Origin of the sequence: Streptomyces sp. NPDC001903 (assembly GCF_042891345.1) — a bacterium.
Classification (GTDB): Bacteria; Actinomycetota; Actinomycetes; order Streptomycetales; family Streptomycetaceae; genus Streptomyces.
On record NZ_JBIASZ010000017.1, the window covers coordinates 124,269 to 139,192 of the forward strand.

At 73.2% G+C, this 14,924-nt stretch carries 14 protein-coding genes; 1 reads left to right on the forward strand and 13 read right to left on the reverse strand.

Annotated elements, in window-relative coordinates:
• Positions 1–14: 14 nt before the first annotated feature.
• From ACFYZS_RS31190 to fmt, 5 genes are all read right to left on the reverse strand, one after another.
• Positions 15–1,028, reverse strand: a complete 1,014-nt coding sequence (locus ACFYZS_RS31190) for a sugar-binding transcriptional regulator (RefSeq protein ID WP_030157489.1) — start codon at positions 1,026–1,028, stop codon at positions 15–17.
• Positions 1,029–1,152: 124 nt separating this feature from the next.
• Positions 1,153–1,839 (reverse strand): ribulose-phosphate 3-epimerase, encoded by a 687-nt coding sequence (gene rpe / locus ACFYZS_RS31195; protein ID WP_389019795.1) that lies wholly within the window; start codon positions 1,837–1,839, stop codon positions 1,153–1,155.
• Between the two features lie 102 nt (positions 1,840–1,941).
• The gene (locus ACFYZS_RS31200) at positions 1,942–2,799 is read right to left on the reverse strand and encodes an alpha/beta fold hydrolase (protein WP_389019798.1); all 858 of its coding nucleotides are present in this window, start codon (positions 2,797–2,799) and stop codon (positions 1,942–1,944) included.
• Between the two features lie 62 nt (positions 2,800–2,861).
• A complete protein-coding gene (locus ACFYZS_RS31205; RefSeq protein WP_386166562.1) occupies positions 2,862–4,322 on the reverse strand; it encodes an RsmB/NOP family class I SAM-dependent RNA methyltransferase in 1,461 nt (486 codons plus the stop codon).
• Positions 4,323–4,420: 98 nt separating this feature from the next.
• The gene (gene fmt / locus ACFYZS_RS31210; RefSeq protein WP_389019801.1) at positions 4,421–5,365 is read right to left on the reverse strand and encodes a methionyl-tRNA formyltransferase; all 945 of its coding nucleotides are present in this window, start codon (positions 5,363–5,365) and stop codon (positions 4,421–4,423) included.
• Between the two features lie 310 nt (positions 5,366–5,675).
• Between fmt and ACFYZS_RS31215 the strand changes: the two genes are divergently transcribed.
• Complete coding sequence (locus ACFYZS_RS31215) at positions 5,676–6,197, forward strand: hypothetical protein (RefSeq protein ID WP_389019804.1); 522 nt, start codon at positions 5,676–5,678, stop codon at positions 6,195–6,197.
• 146 nt (positions 6,198–6,343) lie between these two features.
• On the opposite strand, the gene ACFYZS_RS31220 is transcribed toward ACFYZS_RS31215, so the two are convergent.
• The 8 genes from ACFYZS_RS31220 to ACFYZS_RS31255 all read right to left on the reverse strand — a co-directional run bounded on the left by ACFYZS_RS31220 (position 6,344) and on the right by ACFYZS_RS31255 (position 14,841).
• On the reverse strand, positions 6,344–8,467 hold the full coding sequence (locus tag ACFYZS_RS31220; protein ID WP_389019807.1) for a primosomal protein N': 2,124 nt from the start codon (positions 8,465–8,467) through the stop codon (positions 6,344–6,346).
• An 86-nt stretch (positions 8,468–8,553) separates the two neighbouring features.
• On the reverse strand, positions 8,554–9,762 hold the full coding sequence (metK, locus tag ACFYZS_RS31225) for a methionine adenosyltransferase (RefSeq protein ID WP_030873691.1): 1,209 nt from the start codon (positions 9,760–9,762) through the stop codon (positions 8,554–8,556).
• A 197-nt stretch (positions 9,763–9,959) separates the two neighbouring features.
• A complete protein-coding gene (coaBC, locus tag ACFYZS_RS31230) occupies positions 9,960–11,174 on the reverse strand; it encodes a bifunctional phosphopantothenoylcysteine decarboxylase/phosphopantothenate--cysteine ligase CoaBC (protein WP_389019811.1) in 1,215 nt (404 codons plus the stop codon).
• A gap of 100 nt (positions 11,175–11,274) precedes the next feature.
• Complete coding sequence (rpoZ, locus tag ACFYZS_RS31235) at positions 11,275–11,547, reverse strand: DNA-directed RNA polymerase subunit omega (protein WP_004948662.1); 273 nt, start codon at positions 11,545–11,547, stop codon at positions 11,275–11,277.
• Positions 11,548–11,610: 63 nt separating this feature from the next.
• Positions 11,611–12,174 (reverse strand): guanylate kinase, encoded by a 564-nt coding sequence (gmk, locus tag ACFYZS_RS31240; RefSeq protein ID WP_030873693.1) that lies wholly within the window; start codon positions 12,172–12,174, stop codon positions 11,611–11,613.
• A 61-nt stretch (positions 12,175–12,235) separates the two neighbouring features.
• Complete coding sequence (locus tag ACFYZS_RS31245; protein WP_008740406.1) at positions 12,236–12,559, reverse strand: integration host factor; 324 nt, start codon at positions 12,557–12,559, stop codon at positions 12,236–12,238.
• Positions 12,560–12,859: 300 nt separating this feature from the next.
• On the reverse strand, positions 12,860–13,693 hold the full coding sequence (gene pyrF / locus ACFYZS_RS31250; protein WP_389019942.1) for an orotidine-5'-phosphate decarboxylase: 834 nt from the start codon (positions 13,691–13,693) through the stop codon (positions 12,860–12,862).
• A gap of 38 nt (positions 13,694–13,731) precedes the next feature.
• Positions 13,732–14,841 carry a quinone-dependent dihydroorotate dehydrogenase gene (locus ACFYZS_RS31255; protein ID WP_389019816.1) on the reverse strand — a complete coding sequence of 370 codons (1,110 nt, stop codon included), beginning with the start codon at positions 14,839–14,841 and terminating at the stop codon, positions 13,732–13,734.
• Between the last annotated feature and the right edge of the window lie 83 nt (positions 14,842–14,924).

The window sequence follows — 14,924 nt, forward strand, 5'->3', positions numbered from 1 at the left end:
ACGTACGCGAGGACTCAGTCGTCCGGGTCTGCCCGCTCCAGCGCCGGCCGCAGTCCCGGCTCCGACTCGGTCAGCAGGTAGTCCGCGACCGCCGTGTCGGTCACCAGGCTGGTCACCAGCCCGGAGCGGAGCACCGCCCCGATCGCGGACGCCTTGCGGAGCCCGCCCGCGATGGCCACGACCTCGGGAATCCGGCGTAGCCGGTCCGCCTCGACGGTGATGCAGCGCTCGCCCAGGTCGCGCCCCACGCGCCGCCCCTCGGAGTCGAACAGGTGGGCGGACATCTCGGCCGCCACGCCGAGCGAGGCGTAGTGCGCCCGCTCCTCGTCCGTGAGCATGTCGTGGACGGTCGAGATGCCCGGCTCCCACGAGCCGATCGAGACCGCGGCGACCGTCACCTTGTCGAAGTACTCGAAGGCCCGGGCGATCCCCGTCTGGCTCCGCAGCGCGGCCGCGGTCGCCGGATCGGGGAGCAGCATCGGCGCATAGATCGGGTGCGCGTCGCCGCCCGAGACCTGGGCGGCCCGCCGTACGGCCTCCACGGACCCGCGCTCGGCCGTGCCGGCGTCGTACACGCCCGTCAGCTGCACCACGGTGCACTGCGGCAGGCGGTGCAGGGAGGCGGCCATGTGGATGGTCGACCGCCCCCACGCGAGGCCCAGTACGTCGCCCTCGTTGACGAGCTCGCCGAGCAGGTCGGCCGCGACCGCGCCCAGGTTCTCCGGATCCGGCGCGTCCTCGGTCGCGTCGGCCGGGGACTCGACCACCACCGCGTGCCGGAGCCCGTACCGGGCACGCAGCGCGTCGGACCGCTCCGCGTCGAGCTCGGCCGGCACCCGGATCTCGATCCGTACGAGGTCGCGCTCGAGGGCGGTCTCCAGGACCCGGGCCACCTTGAAGCGGCTCACGCCGAATTCCTCGGCGATCTGGATCTTGGACTTGCCCTCCAGGTAGAAGCGGCGGGCCATGGCCGCCGCCTGCACCAGCTCCGCGGGTCCCATCCGCAGGGCTGACCGTCCCGCCGACATTGCAGACACCGCGTTCTCCTCACTGCTGTTCACACTCTCGACTCGCCGTTCATCCTGTCAGATCCGGCGGCCGTTGATCAGCCTGGACAGCTCCCGTTCACCGAGCTGTTCACCAACTCTCGTTTCAGTGGTCGCACACCCAGGGCGCGGCGGCGATCGCGACATCCGCCTGCTCCCGCAGGGTACGGACGGCCGCGGCCGGATCGACGGCCCCGTAGACCGCGCTCCCCGCGACGAACACGTCGGCGCCGGCCTCGGCGCACCGCTCGATGGTCGTGGCCGACACCCCGCCGTCGACCTGGAGCCACAGCTCGAGGCCGTGCTTGGCGATGAGCTCCCGGGTCCGGCGGATCTTGGGGAGCATGATGTCGAGGAACGGCTGGCCGCCGAAGCCGGGCTCGACCGTCATGATCAGCAGCATGTCGAGCTCGGGGAGGATGTCCTCGTACTGCTCGATGGGCGTGGCGGGCTTGAGCGCCATGGACGCCCGCGCCCCCTTGGCCCGGATCTCCCGCGCGAGCCGCACGGGCGCGGCGGCGGCCTCGGCGTGGAAGGTGACCGATCCGGCGCCGGCCTCCACGTACTGCGGGGCCCAGCGGTCCGGGTTCTCGATCATGAGGTGCAGGTCCAGCGGGATGTCCGTGGCGCGGCTCAGGGACTCCACGACGGGCACACCGAGGGTGAGGTTCGGGACGAAATGGTTGTCCATGACATCGACATGCAGCCAGTCGGCCCCCTCGACGGCCTTGGCCTCCTCGGCGAGGCGGGCGAAGTCGGCGGACAGGATGCTGGGATAAATCTGAGCGGCCATGCCCCAAGCCTGCCATGCCGTGGCGCAGTTCCGGCCACGACCCCTGAACTGAAGACGGGCGTAGCGACCGTTCATCAACATCGAAGAATGCTTAAGAGATTCTTATGAATGAGGGTCCGCGGCGGTGTGTTCGAGGATCGCGGGGGCGACCGTGTCCCAGTCGGCCCGTTCGACCCCGTGGCCGGCGTCCTCCAGGACCAGGAGCCGTGCCCCGGGGATCCGCTCCGCGAGGGCCTCGCCGTGCGGCAGCGGGAACACCGGATCGGCGCTCCCGTGGATCACGAGCGTGGGCACGGCGATGGCGGACAGGGGGGCGGACGGGAGCGCGCCCTCGGGGAGCAGGTCGTGGTTGCGGGCCGCGGAGAAGTCGTGCGCGCGCTCGATGTCGCACCGCACCAGGCGGCGTGCGGCGGCCTCGTCGAACGGACGCCGGCCGCCCGCGAGCAGGCGCGCGAAGGCGACCTGGTACTCGGCCACGGAGCCGGCGTCCGACCAGTCGACGTGCGCGCCCGAGACGAACCGCAGGAACCGGGCGGTGGGCGGCGCGAGCGCCCGGCCGGCGCCGGGCACGGCGGGGGACGTGCTGATCAGGACGAGCGAGAGGACGCGGTCGGGGTGGTCGAGCGCGAGCCGCTGCGCCAGCGCCCCGCCCGCGGAGACGCCCACGACGTGCGCGGCGGGGAGGTCGTACGCGTCGAGCACCCGGGCGGCGTCGCCGACCAGGTCCGCTCCGGTGTACCCGGGACGGCCCGGCGCGTACGTGACGGACCGGCCCGTGTCGCGGTGGTCGTACCGGATCACGAAGCGCCCGCCCCCGGCGAGCGCCCGGCAGAACCCCTCGTCCCACCAGAGCATCGAGGCCCCGGCCCCCATGACGAGCAGGACGGCGGGATCGGAGGGCTCCCCGAAGGACTCCGCGCACAGCGGGACGCCGCCCCGCCCGATCACCCGCTCGGCCATGGCCGCACCTCCTCTCGCCCGGCCTCCGGACGCCGGGCCGGGGACGAGGCCCCGGCCCGCCGTCAGCCCGTGCGCCGGATCAGGGCCAGGTACATCGCGTCCGTCCCGTGCAGGTGCGGCCACAGCTGTACGTCCGGGCCGTCGCCCAGGGCCGGGACGCCCGCCATGTACGGCCTGGCGTCGATGAGTTCGGCGTCCACCGGCGAGGCGCCCGCGCCGCGGCCGCGCAGCACGTCGTCCACGACGACCCGGGTCTCGGCCAGGTGCGGCGAGCAGGTCGCGTAGCCCACGACCCCGCCCACCCGGACCGCCGACAGGGCCTCCCGCAGCAGCGCGCGCTGGAGCGGGGCGAAGCCCTCCAGGTCCTCCGGGCGGCGGCGCCACCTGGCCTCCGGGCGGCGGCGCAGCGCGCCCAGCCCGGAGCAGGGGACGTCCATCAGGACCCGGTCGAAGGAGCCCGGCCGCCACGGCGGACGGGTGCCGTCGGCCGCGATGACCTGGTACGGGCCGGGGTTGCCGGCCAGGGCGCGCTCCACGAGCCGCGCCCGGTGCGGCTGCTTCTCGGAGGCCAGCAGGAAGGCCCCGCGCTCGGCCGCCAGGGCGCCCAGCAGGGCCGCCTTGCCGCCGGGTCCCGCGCAGCCGTCCAGCCAGCGCTCGTCGCGGCCCTCGACGGGCGCGGCCGCGAGGGCCATCGCCACCAGCTGGCTGCCCTCGTCCTGGACGCCGGCGCGCCCGTCGCGCACCGCCTCCAGTGCGCCCGGCTCGCCGCCCTCGGCCATCCGCACGGCGTACGGGGACCAGCGCCCCGGCAGCGCCGAGTCCTCGCCGAGCGCCTCCACCAGTTCGTCCGTGGTGGACCGCCCGGGCCTCGCCACCAGCGTGACCTCGGGGCGCTCGTTGTCGGCTTCGAGGAGGTCCTCGATACCGGCCCGGCCGCCGCCGAGGGCGTCCCACAGGGCGCTGACGACCCACCTCGGGTGCGAGTGGTACACCGCGAGGTGCTCCTCGGCGTCCTCCTCGTACGGCGGGGCCACGCGCTCCAGCCAGCCGTCCAGGTCGTGCGCGGCGATCTTGCGCAGGACGGCGTTCACGAACTTGGCGCGCCCGTCCCCGAGCACCACCCGGGCCAGCTCCACGCTGGCCGACACCGCCGCGTGCGTGGGGATGCGGGTCCCCAGCAGCTGGTGGGCGCCGAGCGAGAGCACGTCCAGCACCGGCGGGTCCACCTCGCGCAGCGGCCGGTCGATGCAGGCCTTGATGACCGCGTCGTACGTCCCCTGCCGGCGCAGCGTCCCGTAGACGAGCTCGGTGGCCAGCGCCGCGTCCCGGGCCTCGAAGCCCTCCGTCTGGCGGGCCTTGCGCAGGAGCGGGGGCAGGACGAGGTTCGCGTACGCATCGCGTTCGTCCACCGCCCGCAGCGCCTCGAAGGCCAGCAGCCGGACGGGGTCCTTCTTGGGGCGGCGGTACGGCTTGGCCTGCCGCTGGCCTGCGGCGCTGCGCGGGGGACGGGACTGATCGCTCACGTGAAAGGTGCTCCGGGTTTACGGGGTGTACGGGGTGCGGCGTTTGCGGGGTGTACGGGATGCGGGGGGGTACGGATCCGGCCGGTCGCCGGTACGGATCAGCCTACGTCGGCGGCGCCGACGCGCTCGCCGGGAGCGATCCGCACCCCGCGCGCCCAGTCCGCGCCGCGCATCGGCTTCTTGCCCTGCGGCTGCACCCAGAGCAGCTCCACGGCGTGCGAGCCGGTGCCGACGTACACGTTGTTCTTGCCCGGGGCGAGCTCGCCGGGCGCCAGGTCCGTGCGGTCGGTGACCAGGCCGACGGAGATGAGCTTGAGCCGCTCCCCGCGGAAGACGGTCCACGCGCCGGGCGCGGGGGTGCAGCCGCGCACCACGCGGTCGGCGCGCATCGCGGGGGCGGTCCAGTCGATCCGGGCGTCCTCGACGGTGATCTTGGGCGCGATCGAGATGCCGTCGGCGGGCTGCTCGACGGCGCGCAGGGTGCCGTCCTCGATGCCGTCCATGGTGGCGGCCAGCAGGCCGGAGCCGGCGAAGGCGAGCCGGGTCAGCAGGTCGCCGCTGGTGTCGGTGGGGCGGATCTCCTCGGTCAGGTGCCCGTAGACGGGGCCGGTGTCCAGGCCCTCCTCGATGAGGAAGGTGGACGCGCCGGTGACCTGGTCGCCCCCCATGATCGAGTGCTGGACGGGGGCGGCCCCGCGCCACGCGGGCAGCAGCGAGAAGTGCAGGTTGACCCAGCCGTGCCGGGGGATCTCCAGGGCGCTCTTGGGAATCAGGGCGCCGTACGCGACGACCGGGCAGCAGTCCGGGCCGATCTCGCGCAGCCGGGCCTGGAACTCCGGGTCGCGCGGCCGTACGGGCTTGAGGATCTCGATGCCGGCCTCCGCGGCGCGCTCGGCGACCGGGCTGGCGACGAGCCGGCGGCCGCGGCCGGCCGGTGCGTCGGGCCGGGTGACGACGGCGGCGACCTCGTGCCGCCCGGAGGCGATGAGGGCGTCCAGGGCGGGCACGGCGACCTCGGGGGTGCCTGCGAAGACGAGCTTCACTGGGGTCCTACCTCGCTATCTCGGCTGTCAGCAGCTCACCAGTCTATGGTCCCGGCTCCGTTGGGGCCGCCCGGCCCGGTGCGCGGACGCCCCGGGGGCCCGCGCGGGAGCCGCCGAGCGGTCCCCGACGCCCCGTCAGGGGGCGTACGCACACACGCGCGCCTCTCGCATATGCCGACACGCCCCCGGTGCGTGACTTCGGTGCCGTTTGGCGCGTTGGTCAAGAGAGATTGACCGAAACCGGGCCGCGCGATGAGATCGGTGTCTGCGGCCCGATCCGCTCTTCAGCACCGGTTCGAGAGGCTTCTTCATGGCCGACCACGCCACCCACGACGCCCAAGCACGGGCCAGCCTGCATCTCCTGGTGCGGGACATCGAGCGGGTTCGCCGGCAGGTGGATGCTCTGCGTACGCTCACCGCCCAGCTCGGCAACGTGTACCGCCCGCGCCGCTCCGGTCCCTCCACGGGCTTCGTCGTCTACGGCAGGGCCCCCGCCCCCACCGTCCGTCTCGCGCAGGAGCTGCGGGACAGCGTCGAGACGCTGGTGACCGCAGCGGTGGACTTCGACCGCTCGCTCGGCTTCTCGTGGGACGCGGTGGGTTCCGCTCTCGGCGTCACCAAGCAGGCCGTGCACCGCCGGTACGGGGCCCGGCGGGCCCAGGCCGCGGAGTCCGCGGAGCCAGTGGCCGAGGGCACCACCACGCGGACCCTCGGGCCGCTGCCCACGGTCCCCGCGGCCCGCTCGGTCCCGCCGCAGCCGCTTCGCGAGGAGTCCCAGGCCGCGGTCCCGTCCCGCTCCGCGGCCGCCTTCCCGGGGCCCCGCAACGGCTGACGGCAACGGCTGATGCGCCGCCGGCCGCCGGGACGCCGACCCTCCGACGGCCGGCCGGCCTGAGGCCTTACCCGCACCCCGCCCCCGCTGGGACGCCCTCGTGGCCGTTCCCACCGGGGGCGTTCGGCTGCACCCCGGTCCGGGACTCAGCCGATGTCCGGCGGGTCGATGCGGACGCGGACCGACTCCGCCGCCGGGACTCCGCGGGCCAGCCGGGCCGCCTGGGCCGACTTCAGCGCGGCCGCCAACGCGGCCCCGCTGCCGGGCGGGACGCGGACCAGGGCCCGCTCCCCCGGCGAGGGCTCCCCCCGCCGCCCCGGCACCTGGACCGGGCCCAGCACCTCCGCGTCCGCCGGCAGCCCGGCTCCGGCCAGGAAGGCCTCCACCGCCTCGCCCCGGCCGGCGACGGCCGCCATCCGCGACACCGGCGGGAAGCCGAGCTGGGCCCGCTCCGCGAGCTCCCGGACGGCATGGCCCACCGGGTCCCACCGCACGAGGGCCTGGACCGGCCGCAGCGTCGGCTCCGCGACGACGACGACCTGCCCCTCCCCCCGGACCAGCGAGGCCGCCGCGATCCACCTGCGCAGCGCCTCCTCACCGGCCCGCAGATCGGGCCGCGTCAGCATCGCCCAGCCGTCCAGCAGCAGCGCCGCCGCGTACCCGGCGCCCGCAGCGACCGGCTCGGCCCCCGGGGTGCACACCACCAGCGCGGGCCGGTCCGGCACCTCGTCCAGGATGTGGTCGCGCCCCGAGGTCCGTACGGGCACGGCCGGGAAGGCCCGCCCGAGCTCCTCGGCCGTCCGCCGGGCACCCACCACCTGGGCGCGCAGCCGGAACGACCCGCACTCCTCGCAGTGCCAGGCGCTCTCCTGCCGGCCGCACCAGCCGCAGTGCAGCTCCCGCGCGTCGGGCGCCTCCAACGGCCCCGCGCAGACCGTGCAGCGGGCAGGGGCACGGCACCGCTCGCACGCCAGCCGCGGCGCATAGCCCCGCCTCGGCACCTGGACGAGCACCGGACCCGACTTGAGCCCCTCCCGTACGGTCTCCCAGGCCAGGCTGGGCAGCCGGGCGGCGCGGGCCGCCTCGTCCCGGGCCAGGAGTTCGTCGCCGACGGTCCGGATCCGGGGCGCGCAGGCCCGTACGGTCTCCCGGGCGGCGACGAGCGGCCGCGCCCAGCCCGTCTCGACCAGCTGGGCGGCCTCCACGGTGCAGCTGGTGCCGCCGGCCAGGAATCCGCAGCCGTCGCCGACCGCGCGCAGCTCCAGCACCTCCCGGACGTGCGGGAACGGCGCGCGGTCGTCGCTGTGGCTGGAGTCGCCGTCGTCCCAGATGGCCACCAGCCCGAGGTCGCGTACGGGCGCGAACATCGCGGCCCGGGTGCCGATGACGGCGCGCACCGAGCCGCGGTGCACGGCGAGCCACTGGCGGTAGCGCTTCTCGGGGCCGGACTCGGCGGTCAGCAGCGCGTGCCGGCCCTCGCCGAGCAAGGCGGTCAGCGCCGCGTCGACCCGGGCCGCGGTGCGCCCGTCGGGCAGTACCGCGAGGGCCCCGCGGCCGGAGGCGAGGGTGGCGGCCATGGCGCGGGCCAGCTCGTCAGCCCAGCCGGGGCCGGGCAGGGCGGTCCACACCGCGCGCGGCGCACCGCCGGTGGCCAGGGCCCGCAGGAAGGCGGGGCCGGCGCCGTACCGCGCCCAGCCGCCCGGCTCGGGCGCGGCGGGCGGGGGCAGCGGCTCGGGCGAGGGCTTGGCTTCGGCGCGGGCGCTGCGCGCGGGCAGGGCGAGCTGCAGCACATCGGCCAGGCTGCCGGCGTACCGGTCGGCGACGGCCCGGGCCAGGGCCAGCATGCCGGGGGTGAGCACGACCTCGGGCGAGACGACCTGGGCGAGGGCGGCGAGGGCTCCGTCGTAGTCGGACTCGGCGCGCCGCTCGACGATGAACCCGTCGATGAGGCCACCGCCCTCGCGGCGTCCGCCGTGCACGCGGTGGCCGCCGGCCCCGAAGCGGACCCGGACGCGGACGCCGGGCCGGGCGGTCTCGGAGAGTTCCGCGGGGACGGCGTAGTCGAAGAGCCGGTCGAGGTGGAGCACGCCCTTGTTGACGAGGACGCGGGCCACCGGGAGTTCCTCGGCGACGGCGGCGCCGCGCCAGGTGCGCGGTTTGGCCTTGGGCGCCTTGGCCTTCGCCTCGGCGACCATCTCCCGCATCAGCGCGAGCTGCTCCGGCCGGGCGCCCGCGGCACCCGTCGGCTCGGATTCGTTCTCGCTGCTCACACCCGCATTCTTACCAAACCCCACCGACAACGGACGGCCCCGGACCACAGGGTCCGGGGCCGTCCGTACAGCAGTCCTGCGTGTTCCTACAGGCCGGCGGCCGCGCGCAGCGCGTCCACGCGGTCGGTGCGCTCCCAGGTGAAGTCCGGCAGCTCGCGGCCGAAGTGGCCGTAGGCGGCGGTCTGGGCGTAGATCGGGCGCAGCAGGTCGAGGTCGCGGATGATCGCGGCCGGGCGGAGGTCGAAGACCTGGCCGATCGCGTCCTCGATCTTCTGGACCTCCACCTTGGCGGTGCCGAAGGTCTCGACGAAGAGGCCGACGGGCTCGGCCTTGCCGATGGCGTACGCGACCTGGACCTCGCAGCGCGAGGCGAGGCCGGCGGCGACCACGTTCTTGGCGACCCAGCGCATGGCGTACGCGGCGGAGCGGTCGACCTTGGACGGGTCCTTGCCCGAGAAGGCGCCGCCGCCGTGGCGGGCCATGCCGCCGTAGGTGTCGATGATGATCTTGCGGCCGGTGAGGCCGGCGTCGCCCATCGGGCCGCCGATCTCGAAGCGGCCGGTCGGGTTGACCAGCAGGCGGTAGCCCTCGGTGTCCAGCTTGATGCCGTCCTCGACGAGCTGGGCCAGCACGTGCTCGACGACGAACTCGCGGATGTCCGGGGCGAGCAGCGAGTCCAGGTCGATGTCCGAGGCGTGCTGCGAGGACACGACGACGGTGTCGAGGCGGACGGCCTTGTCACCGTCGTACTCGATGGTGACCTGGGTCTTGCCGTCGGGGCGCAGGTACGGGATGGTCCCGTTCTTGCGGACCTCGGACAGGCGGCGCGAGAGCCGGTGCGCGATGTGGATCGGGAGCGGCATGAGCTCGGGGGTCTCGTCGCACGCGTAGCCGAACATCAGGCCCTGGTCGCCGGCGCCCTGCTTGTCGAGCTCGTCCTCGTCGCCCTCGACCCGCTTCTCGTACGCGGTGTCGACGCCCTGCGCGATGTCCGGGGACTGCGCGCCGATGGACACCGACACGCCGCAGGAGGCGCCGTCGAAGCCCTTCTTGGAGGAGTCGTAGCCGATCTCGAGGATCTTGTCGCGGACGAGCTGCGCGATCGGCGCGTACGCCTTCGTCGTCACCTCACCGGCGATGTGGACGAGACCGGTGGTGATGAGGGTCTCCACGGCCACACGCGAGGTCGGGTCCTCGGTGAGAAGTGCGTCGAGGATCGTGTCGCTGATCTGGTCAGCGATCTTGTCGGGGTGACCCTCGGTGACGGACTCCGAGGTGAACAGGCGACGGGACACAACGCTCCCTGGGGTTGCAGCGGCTGCTGGCTGATCATTTGGCGGAACCACACCGGGGGCTGCGCCCGATCACGTTCCGAGTGTGCAGTTTATCGGTCGCCACCGTTTGCCGGACCACCTGTCTCGCCCAATGGGAGCCATGTGACCTGCGGCACTCCATTCTGGCTCATGGAATCGGCTACGAGAAGAGTCGTCGCTCAGGCGCGTCGGGGGGCGAGTCGCGGGGCGATCCGATCCCAAACCACCTCGGCCAGCGCCTCCTTCGGACCGTAGGGAACCTGGGTTTCGGTCCCATCGGAGGCCAGGATCACGGCCTCGTTCTCCTCGGAACCGAAGGTCTTGGTCTCGCCCACTTCATTCACGACGAGAAGATCACACCCCTTGCGGAGCAGTTTCGCCCGGCCGTTCGCGAGCACGTCGTCCGTTTCGGCGGCGAAACCGACCACGACCTGGCCTTCCCGGGCCCGGTCGGCCGAGATCTCCGCGAGGACGTCGGGGTTGCGGACGAGCGCCACCGGGGCCGGATCCTGTCCGTCCTTCTTCTTGATCTTGCCGCTCGCGTACTCGGCCGGCCGGAAGTCGGCCACGGCCGCGGCCATCACCACGGCGTCGGCGTCCGCCGCCGCCTTGAGCACGGCCTCGCGCAGCTGCACGGCCGTCCCGACCCGTACGACGTCCACCCCGGCCGGGTCGGCCAGAGCGGTGTTGGCCGCCACCAGGGTCACCCGGGCCCCGCGGGCGACGGCGGCGCGGGCCAGCGCGTAGCCCTGCTTGCCGGAGGAGCGGTTGCCCAGGAAGCGGACCGGGTCGAGGGGCTCCCGCGTACCGCCGGCGCTGATCACCACGTGGCGGCCGGCCAGGTCGGGCTCGGCCACGCCGCGGGCGAGGACCCGACGGCACACCTCGAAGATCTCCTCGGGGTCGGGCAGCCGCCCCTTGCCGGTGTCCTTGCCGGTGAGCCGGCCCACCGCGGGTTCGATGACGACGGCCCCGCGGCGGCGCAGCGTGGCCACGTTCTCCCGGGTGGCGGGGTGCTCCCACATCTCGGTGTGCATGGCGGGGGCGAACACCACCGGGCAGCGGGCGGTGAGCAGCGTGTTGGTGAGCAGGTCGTCGGCGAGGCCGTGGGCCGCCTTGGCCAGCATGTCCGCGGTGGCGGGGGCGACGACGACGAGGTCGGCGCCCTGCCCGATGCGCACGTGCGGCACCTCGTGGACGGTCTCCCAGACCTCCGTGCCGGCCGGGTTCCCGGAGAGCGCGGCCCAGGTGGCCTCGCCCACGAAGTTCAGGGACGCGGCCGTGGGGACGACCCGCACCTCGTGCCCCGACTCGGTGAGCCGGCGCAGCAGCTCGCACGCCTTGTACGCGGCGATGCCGCCGCTGACCCCGAGCACGACCTTCGGCTTACCCACCACACACGCCCTCTCTCACTGATCGTCGTACGTGTCTATGACACACCACAGGCCCGGCAGATGTTCTGCCGGGCCTGTGGTGAAAGGAATTCTCGGTGCCTTACTGGGCCGGGGCCTCGATGGCCTCGGAGGTCAGCAGACCCGCGTTGATCTCGCGCAGCGCGATCGAAAGCGGCTTCTCGTGGACGTGGGTGTCCACCAGCGGGCCGACGTACTCGAGCAGGCCCTCACCGAGCTGCGAGTAGTACGCGTTGATCTGACGCGCGCGCTTGGCCGCGTAGATCACGAGGCTGTACTTCGAGTCCGTGGCCTCGAGCAGCTCGTCGATCGGCGGGTTGATGATGCCCTCGGGCGCGGTGATGGAAGAGGACACGCTCTACCTTCCGAAGAATGGGTGAATGATCAAGCATTGACCGAAATGAACATCGATCAACGATCAGACAACTTCCATCAAGGCTAGCAGCTCGCGCGCCACGTCCTCGACGGAGGTGTTGACCAGGGTGGTGTCGAACTCGGATTCGGCAGCGAGCTCGACCTTGGCGGACTCCAGCCTGCGCTGGATGACCTCCGGTGATTCGGTGCCGCGGCCGGTGAGCCGGCGGACCAGCTCGTCCCAGCTCGGCGGTGCGAGGAAGACGAGCTGAGCCTCGGGCATGGACTCGCGGACGAGTCGCGCGCCCTGGAGGTCGATCTCCAGGAGAACGGGTTCGCCGTTCTCCAGTCGTTCCACCACCGCGCCGCGCGGTGTGCCGTAGCGGTTGCCCGCGAATTCGGCCCACTCCAGCAGCTCGCCGTTGGCGATCAGCTTGTCGAACTCGTCGTCGTTGACGAAGAAGTAGTGGACTCCGTGTCGCTCACCGGGCCGCGGCTTGCGGGTGGTGGCCGACACCGAGAGCCATACCTCGGGGTGGACCTTGCGCATATGCGCGACGACCGTGCTCTTGCCGACCCCCGAAGGGCCGGAGAGCACGGTCAGCCGCGGACGAACCTCTGCTGCCATAGAGCGATTATCCAGGTTCTCGGGACTGCCTGAGAACGCCGGGAGAACTTCAGGCAACGCGTCAGCCGGCAGGAGTGCCGAACTCACGCTCCAGAGACGCGATCTGGTTGGAACCGAGACCTCGGACACGCCGGGACTCGGAGATGCCGAGGCGCTCCATGATCTGCTTGGCGCGGACCTTGCCCACGCCAGGCAGGGACTCCAGCAGGGCGGAGACCTTCATCTTGCCGATGACGTCGTTCTCCTGGCCCGTCTTGATGACCTCTTGGAGCGAGGCGCCGGAGTGCTTGAGTCGATTCTTCACCTCGGCCCGCTCCCGGCGAGCCGCGGCGGCCTTTTCGAGCGCGGCTGCGCGCTGTTCAGGGGTAAGGGGCGGAAGAGCCACGCCTACGTCACCTCGGATGTCGAACTGTCGGATACGGACCAGTGGGGAGCCCTAGGGCGCCACACCAGGCGAATGCCCGAACAGCGGTGGAACTCGTTCGCTGCTCGTCACTCTGATCGGAGACTAGCGGCCATGACCGCTCCAGTCAGCGAGAACGGACGAAAAGTCCTGGTCAGCCTCCACTGAACCGTACATCACGGACAAACCACCCCGGTTTTGTCCGGGGAAAGACGTTCGATTTTCGTCAGACCGTACGACGTGGGGTGCGGCCGACCCGTCCGACGGCACTCCCGAACGGGCTCAGGCGGAGACCGCCGCGCGGATTTCGTCCGCGAACCGGGTGGCCGAGGCGCGCAGGGCGGCGGCGTCCGGGCCGTGCTTCAGGACGCCCCGCGAGACGTTCGGGACCACATTGCGGACGGCCGCGCCGAAGACCGCCGGGAGGTCGGCCGCCGTCGCGCCCTGCGCGCCGATGCCGGGGGCCAGCAGCGGGCCGTTGATGTCCAGGTCGAAGGAGGACAGGTCGCCGAGCGTGGCGCCGACCACCGCTCCGAAGGAGCCCATCGGAGAGGCGCCCGCGTTCTCCGCCGCCAGGTGCCCGAGCATCGTCGCGCCGATCGTGCGGCCGTCCTCGCGCACCGCGCGCTGGACCTCGGCGCCCTCCGGGTTCGAGGTGAGGGCGAGGACGAAGAGTCCGGCGCCCGAGCGGCGGGCCAGCTCCACGGCCGGCTGCAGGGAGCCGTAGCCCAGGTACGGGGAGACCGTCAGGGCGTCGGAGAACAGCGGGGAGGACGGCTCCAGGAAGGTCTGGGCGTACGCCGCCATCGTGGAGCCGATGTCCCCGCGCTTGGCGTCCATCACGACCAGCGTGCCGGCCGCCCGCGCGTCGGCCACGGTCCGCTCCAGCACCGCGATGCCCTTCGAGCCGAAGCGCTCGAAGAAGGCGGCCTGCGGCTTGAAGACGGCGACCGAGTCGGCCAGCGCCTCGACGACCGTGCGGGAGAACTTCTCCAGGCCCGCGACGTCGTCGTCCAGGCCCCAGGAGGCGAGGAGGGCCGCGTGCGGGTCGATGCCCACGCACAGCGGGCCGCGCGCGTCCATCGCCGCGCGCAGGCGGGTGCCGAAGGGGGTCACGGTCTCGGTCACGGGGGTCTGGCTCACGGGGGTCTCGGTCACTGCATGGCCTTCCGGGTTTCGGCGCCGACGGCCTCGGCGAGGGTCGCGTACGGGCTGACGGCCAGGCGCGCGGCCAGGCCCTTGTGGATCGCGCGGGCGTAGAACGGGCCCTCGTAGATGAAGGCGCTGTACCCCTGGATGAGGGTGGCGCCGGCCAGGATCCGCTGCCAGGCGTCCTCGGCGTTCTCGATGCCCCCGACGCCCACCAGCACCAGGCGGTCGCCCACGCGGGCGTACAGGCGGCGCAGGACCTCCAGCGAGCGCTCCTTGACCGGGGCGCCGGACAGGCCGCCGGTCTCCTTCACGAGCTCCGGGGAGGACTTCAGGCCCAGCCCCTCGCGCGCGATGGTGGTGTTGGTCGCGATGATGCCGTCCAGGCCGAGCTCCAGCGCCAGGTCGGCGACCGCGTCCACGTCCTCGTCCGCGAGGTCCGGGGCGATCTTGACGAGCAGCGGGACCCGGCGGTCGGTCACGGTGCGGTCCGCGGCCTCCCGTACGGCCGTCAGCAGCGGGCGCAGGGACTCGGTGGCCTGGAGGTTGCGCAGGCCGGGCGTGTTCGGCGAGGAGACGTTCACGACCAGGTAGTCCGCGTGGCGGGCCAGGCGCTCGGTGGAGGCGACGTAGTCCGCCACCGCCTCCTCCTCCGGCACCACCTTGGTCTTGCCGATGTTGACGCCCACGACCGTGTTGAAGACCGGCACACGGGCCGCCAGGCGGGCCGCCACGGCCGCCGAGCCCTCGTTGTTGAATCCCATGCGGTTGATCAGCGCGCGGTCCGGCACGAGCCGGAACAGCCGCTTCTTGGGGTTGCCCGGCTGCGCCTGCGCGGTGACCGTGCCGATCTCGATGTGGTCGAAGCCGAGCATCGACATGCCGTCGATGGCGACGGCGTTCTTGTCGAAGCCCGCCGCGAGGCCGAAGGGGCCGTGCATGCGCAGCCCGAGGGCCTCGGTGCGCAGCTCCTTGTGGCGGGGGGCCAGGGCCGCCGCCGCGAAGGTGCGCAGCACCGGGGTGCGGGCCGCGAGCCGGATCCAGCGGAAGGCCAGGTAGTGGGCCTGCTCCGGGTCCATCCGCTTGAAGACCAGGTCGAAGAAGAGTTTGTACATGTCGAGAAGATCCCTTGTGCGCTCATGACGAGGGGGACACCGATGCGCATCGCGCATCCGTGTCCCCCTCCTCGTACGGGCTG

What these genes read in the sequence shown, in the direction of transcription:
- ACFYZS_RS31190 (WP_030157489.1), bottom strand. Translation starts at nt 1,028, where the DNA reads ATGTCGGCGGGACGGTCAGCCCTGCGGATGGGACCCGCGGAGCTGGTG.
- ACFYZS_RS31200 (WP_389019798.1), bottom strand. Translation starts at nt 2,799, where the DNA reads ATGGCCGAGCGGGTGATCGGGCGGGGCGGCGTCCCGCTGTGCGCGGAG.
- ACFYZS_RS31255 (WP_389019816.1), bottom strand. Translation starts at nt 14,841, where the DNA reads ATGTACAAACTCTTCTTCGACCTGGTCTTCAAGCGGATGGACCCGGAG.
- gmk (WP_030873693.1), bottom strand. Translation starts at nt 12,174, where the DNA reads ATGGCAGCAGAGGTTCGTCCGCGGCTGACCGTGCTCTCCGGCCCTTCG.
- rpe (WP_389019795.1), bottom strand. Translation starts at nt 1,839, where the DNA reads ATGGCCGCTCAGATTTATCCCAGCATCCTGTCCGCCGACTTCGCCCGC.
- ACFYZS_RS31215 (WP_389019804.1), top strand. Translation starts at nt 5,676, where the DNA reads ATGGCCGACCACGCCACCCACGACGCCCAAGCACGGGCCAGCCTGCAT.